This is a genomic window from Mangrovibacterium marinum, from assembly GCF_003046625.1.
In the GTDB taxonomy this organism is placed as follows: Bacteria; Bacteroidota; Bacteroidia; order Bacteroidales; family Prolixibacteraceae; genus Mangrovibacterium; species Mangrovibacterium marinum.
In genome coordinates this window covers 1-5,597 of record NZ_QAAD01000046.1, presented here as the reverse complement: position 1 = coordinate 5,597, position 5,597 = coordinate 1, and the positions used below count along the sequence as shown (strand labels likewise).

Annotated in this window: 4 protein-coding genes; all 4 read right to left on the bottom strand. The window is 37.1% G+C overall.

What is annotated here, in order from left to right; genetic code table 11:
* Window positions 1-496: 496 nt before the first annotated feature.
* On the bottom strand, window positions 497-1,171 hold the full coding sequence (locus tag C8N47_RS18520) for a DUF4332 domain-containing protein (RefSeq protein WP_107824062.1): 675 nt from the start codon (window positions 1,169-1,171) through the stop codon (window positions 497-499).
* Window positions 1,172-1,591: 420 nt separating this feature from the next.
* Window positions 1,592-2,326, bottom strand: coding sequence for a cation efflux transmembrane domain-containing protein (locus C8N47_RS18515; RefSeq protein ID WP_313381373.1), 735 nt, complete (start codon window positions 2,324-2,326; stop codon window positions 1,592-1,594).
* A gap of 55 nt (window positions 2,327-2,381) precedes the next feature.
* Window positions 2,382-4,565: a TonB-dependent receptor gene (locus C8N47_RS18510; RefSeq protein WP_107824061.1), complete on the bottom strand. Its 2,184-nt coding sequence runs from the start codon at window positions 4,563-4,565 to the stop codon at window positions 2,382-2,384.
* Between the two features lie 66 nt (window positions 4,566-4,631).
* On the bottom strand, window positions 4,632-5,042 hold the full coding sequence (locus C8N47_RS18505; protein WP_062128875.1) for a Fur family transcriptional regulator: 411 nt from the start codon (window positions 5,040-5,042) through the stop codon (window positions 4,632-4,634).
* Between the last annotated feature and the right edge of the window lie 555 nt (window positions 5,043-5,597).

Genomic DNA, 5,597 nt, shown 5'->3' with positions numbered 1-5,597 from the left:
CAGATCCTGGAGCTGCGCTTTGGAGAGCGCTCGGTGCTGAAGTGTAAGGATTGTGGCGGCGAACTACTGCTGCTGGAAACTTATCCCGGAAAGCGGGCGCCGCCTGTAAATCCATTGGCCGGAATGGGCCAATGACGGTGTTTTGTGGATCTTTTCGAAATACGCCCCGGAGCGTAAATGGGAAAGCTATGTCCGGTCGCCAAAACCGCCTGCCCAGAGGAGCCCCTTGCTGCCGAAAACAGGGTCAAAGCAGAAGCTATTTGGCCGGCATAGTCGGTTTTGCAGCCAAAACCGGGCTTGAAAGTCCAACAGCACCACCCCAAACGCCTTCCGAAATGGAAACAAAAAACCGATTGAAAACACTATTCGAAAATAGTTAATTAACAGTCGGTTAAGCCAGGGGCAGTGTTTAGTTCAACAAAGCCTCCAATGCCAAGCGTATGCAAGCAACGCTTGATTAGAGGCTAAGTGTTGGCAGCTGGTGTTTATTCATTTTTCAATATTCTATCTCAAAAGGTATTTCTTTTGCAGCATTAACGAATATTTTAATGTCATTCAATCCAATTTGTGCTTTATAAATGCTTTTCTCTTTATTTAATTGGTTTATCCTTGAATGTAAATCGGCTGGGTCAGATTTTGATGCTTTCTCCGCTGTATCTATATTCAAATCGTAAAGCATTCTGGCAAATGTCACCCCAACCCATTTAATTCTTGATAAGTCTGTCAATTTAGTCAATTCTAAAATGTCTTTGTTGCCTATGCCAGTGGAATCAGCAAGCTTTTGCCTGTCAGATTTTGTTAAAACTTTATCATACAATTTCTCAGTATTTTTTATGCCAATATTTTCCAATTTATCAACTGTTTCTTGAGAAATCCCAGTAAAATCGGCAATTTTATTTGGTTTTGGTAGTGTACTATTTAATTCTCTACGCAATATTGTCAAATAATCACCCGATAAACAATCAACTTTTGATAGTTCAGCTAAATTGTCCTTTTTTTTGAGTATCTGAATCAATTCTTTAACATTTTTAATTCCAATACTTTTAAAGTATCCAAATCGCTCATCCAATTTGTCCTTAAGAATCATTCTACTCGGTGGTAAATAAGCTGATTCCAGTTTTATCTGATAATCATCAATTGTTATTCTTTCCAAGTCTATATAGTATCCCATATTTTAATTCTTTTAATGTGATTATCAATGTGCACTGCAGTTTTTACACTTGCTGCCAACGGTTGGTGTATGAAGCGTTGGGCATTTCGAAGCACTTTCCTGTCAAACCGCTACGCAGTTTATTAAATGTAACACACTTGAAATCAGCACAAACCGCCCAATGATTTATACACTTTGTTGTATGCTGGTGTTTATCCTTCAAAGTCAATCCGTCTCAAGTTTTAACAAATTTAACAGTTTTCTTATCAATCTGCACAGACGTTGATTCGGAGTACAAATTTATTTTGTTTTTGTGGGTGGGTAAATCCCCAAACCGCCCTTAAAGGCGGTAATTAGGGTTGGCTTTGTAAGCTCTTTGGCAAGTTTAGGTTTAGAGTGGCTCGTGCGACTTGACAATGTGCTTACAAAAAGGGATGGCTATCATTTCCCAAGTTTCAATATTCTAAATGCACCCTGAGATACAATCAAAAAAACAATAGAACCAACAATCAAATCAGGATATTTTGATTGGGTCAGCAACACCAATACACCAGCTAAAATAACTCCTGAATTTATTATTACATCGTTGGAAGTAAAAATCATACTGGCTTTCATGTGTGCTTCTTTACTTTTCGATTTCTGGAGTAGGTACAAACAGATGGCATTGGCAGTTAATGCTAAAACTGAAACTCCAATCATAATTCTGTAGTCTGGCATTTCTTCAGAACCTATAAATCGTCTTACCACTTCTATAATACCTAAAAAGGCTAAGGATAATTGAAAATAACCACTCCAACGTGCAACTTTCTTTTTTCTCAGAACTGTTGAACCAACTGCCCAAAGACTTAATCCATATACAAAAGAATCAGCTAACATGTCTAAAGAATCTGCCACCAAACCCATTGACTTTGAAATAAGTCCGGTAGTCATTTCAATTATGAAAAATCCAAAATTAATTATGAGTATCGTCCATAACAGTTTTGATTGTACATCGGAACTTTCTATTGTTACTTCCTTTTCATCAATAGAACTTGAATATGTATGTTTTGCTCCAAAGTTTAATGATTCCAGACGCGATAATATTTCTTCATCTTCCCGAGAATGAAAAACAGTAAGATTGCGATTTTCAATATCGAATTCCAATTTCCTGATAACCTCTATTCCATCCAACTTCATACGAATCATGTTTTCTTCGGATGGACAATCCATTTTCGATATGTGGTATTCTGATTTAATCATTGTCGCCTGATAATCTAAGTTTTATTCCTCCATTAAATACAAATCCATCAGCCGGTGCCCAAATATCAGGGAAAGTAGGATTATTTGTTGGCGGCAAAACCAAAGGTTCAAAATCAGATTGCATAACGTTTGTAAAGTTCTCGAAATTCACGAATAAAGATAAACGTTCCCAATGTCGCATAATCATTATTCCCATTGTCCAATAATCTGTTTTTTGATTGTATAAATTATCGAACTGTTTCCCAGTGTAATAAACCTCATATCCAGCAGACCATTTTTCTTCAATTTCATAGAATAATACTGCACCCGCATTGTGCTTTGGTGTAAGTGGTTTCTGGTTATTGATATTATCGTATTGTAATTCGGTATTAACAAAGGCGTAGTTTAAATAGAGTTTAAAATCGTCGTATGTTAGTTTTATATTGGTTTCAAAGCCTGAACTTAAAATGTTACCATCAGCGCTTTCAAAATAAGCCATGCCCATTGTTTCGTCTTCCCGTAAAACCAATGCATTTTTTAGCTGAGTCAAAAAGAAGAGTTGGTTGATTGAGAAAGTCATTTCATCGCCCAATGCGGTTTTGTAATTTATATCGAAATTTCCTCCTATTGAAGTTTCTGCATCTACCAGGTCTTTTGATAATGGTTGAATATCCCGATAATAAATTCTCTCAGCATCTTCGGTGAAAATTGTAGGAAGCTTGTAACCCATAGCACCGCCAAGTCGTGAACTTAATTTATTGTTAGGTTTAAATAACAATGAAAAACGTGGCAGCACAAATGTCCCATAGTCAGCATTGTAGTCGGTTCGTAAGCCAGTTTCTAACCCAAGTTTTTTACTAAAATCGGTAGTGTTTTGAATAAAGCCACCAAAGGTGTTATGTGTATAATCTCTTGCAGAATATGAGTCAGCGTCTGTCTCTGTAAACTGTTCGAGATAATGGTTTAATCCCAATTGCCATTCTGTATTATCGTTTTTATGCAAATTGTATATGGCTTCGGTAAAACTGGATAATTGATTTCCACTGAATCGGTAGTCTGGAATACTTAGTTTTCTGTCAAAATAGGAAACACTATTTTTAAAAGAGAATGTTCTGTCATCGGTTGTATTCCGAAAACTTAATTGCGTAGCATAACGTTCCGATTTATTTTCTTCGGAAAAAATATGCTCAGTACTTGTGTTTCCCTTTATCACTTCCATGTCTCCACCCGTTCTATTATCGATGGTAGTGTTTAACCCTAAACTTAATTCAGTGTTAGGATTGAAGTAGTAGTAGAATTTTGGATTTAGACTAAAAGTTTGCGCTTTGGGCATATTTGAAAAACCATCTTCGTCGGGGTCGAATGCGATTTGATTATTAGCTGAGCCATAAACTGAAAGACCAACTTTTCCGTATTTCTGCGCATAAAACAAATTGCCAGTTGTACCCAAAGCACTTGTTTGATTTAGCATAACATCAAGCTTTGCTTCCTCTTCTGGTCGTATGGTTACAAGGTTTACCAAACCTGCAATTGCTCCACCACCGTACAAAGTAGAATTACTCCCTTTAATTAGCTCAACTTGCTTTAAGTCAAGCGGTGGTATTTGCATAATAGATAACCCACCGGCGAAACCACCATAAAGTGGCATTCCATCTTTTAATATTTGTGTGTATCGACCATCCAAACCCTGAATGCGAATACTCATATTTCCAGAACTAAGTGAGGTTTGCTGCATATGCACACCTGTGGTTTCTCTTAAAAGCATGCCAATATTTGTTGAGTTCATAGCTGCTTTTTCGCCTAATTCTTCGCCTGTAATTGCTTCAATTCTTGTTGGAATATCCTGAATTGTTCGGGAAGACCTTGTTGCTGCAATTACAACTTCTTCAAGTTCTTCTCCTTCTTCCAGCTCAACTTCAATCGTTTTGTTGTTGTCATCTGGAAAAGATAAAGTAATTTCCTTTTCTTCAAAGCCGACAAAAGAAATTACAAACTCTATTTCGCCATTGGGTAAATTCTCCAATCTTGCAAAACCCTCATTATTTGTAATTGTACCTGTCGTCGTTCCTTCAATAATTACACTTGCTCCAATTAAGGATTCGCCAGATTCTTCTTTTACCTCAAAAGTTATTTTGTTTTGTGCGAATAATAAACCTGTTGAAAAAAGAAGTAATAGAATAGTGAATGTTTGTTTCATAGCATAACTTTTAAAAATTATGTAACAAAACTACTGAATGAGTACGTGCAACAGTATTGCAAAGTTTTATCGGCAATTAGGGCAAATTCCTTTTACCACAAAATTGGCATTTTCAAACGAGAAGCCTTCTGCTAAATCCATCTTTGGAACTGGCATGTCTTTCATACAGTGAGTTTGACCGCATTTATTGCATAAAAAATGAATATGAAGGTCATCGGGTTTGCAGGTACAATCATCATCGCACAAGGCATATTTTACCGCTCCCGTACCATCGTCAATGCTGTGAATAAGGTAGTTGTCCTGAAACGTCTTGAGCGTACGAAATATAGTTGACCTTTCAACATTGTCAAACTGCTGTTCTATTTCATAAAGGCTTAATGCTTTCTTTTGTTTTTCTAAAATCTCGTAAACCAATTGGCGCATAGCGGTTGGTTTGATATTCTTTTGTTCTAATTTTTTATCTGTTTTACCTTTCATAAATGTAAATGTACAATGATTAAGCTAATGTAGCGCAGGCAAAAAAACAACTCTTTTGCAAACTTTGGATTGCAGGGCTGGCTTGCAGCGGTTTGCAAATGTGTTGTTTTGTGCGGTTGGGTTTCTTTTGTCTTTGTGGGGGGGAGAGAAAAAACAAAATAAATTACCCTCAATATGCACTGACCTTTTTACGAAGCACCAAATCAATAAATTTTTCTTTCTATTAATTAATCTTTTATTTCAAAGCATCGAGTTTTGTCTTTTTACACTTGCATACAACGGAAAATTGTATGGTTAGCTGTGGTTTTCCGGGCGGTTTCCTTTCCGCATACACACCGTTTTGGGGCGTGTGTAGGACGCTGAAACTACCACTGCGCCCACAGTTAACTATACAAAATGTTGAACTAAACCCGCTTTGCGGGAGCTTATTGCTCAGCTAAAAATAGGAATAGTTGGCGGGATGTTGCGACTTTCGTGCTTTTAAATTTTAAACAAATTGATTATGAGCAGAAAGTCCTACCTGGAGCAGGCCTGCGAGGCTGTTCCCGAGTTCAA

What these genes read in the sequence shown, in the direction of transcription:
- C8N47_RS18520 (WP_107824062.1), bottom strand. Translation starts at nt 1,171, where the DNA reads ATGGGATACTATATAGACTTGGAAAGAATAACAATTGATGATTATCAG.
- C8N47_RS18515 (WP_313381373.1), bottom strand. Translation starts at nt 2,326, where the DNA reads ATGAAGTTGGATGGAATAGAGGTTATCAGGAAATTGGAATTCGATATT.
- C8N47_RS18510 (WP_107824061.1), bottom strand. Translation starts at nt 4,565, where the DNA reads ATGAAACAAACATTCACTATTCTATTACTTCTTTTTTCAACAGGTTTA.
- C8N47_RS18505 (WP_062128875.1), bottom strand. Translation starts at nt 5,042, where the DNA reads ATGAAAGGTAAAACAGATAAAAAATTAGAACAAAAGAATATCAAACCA.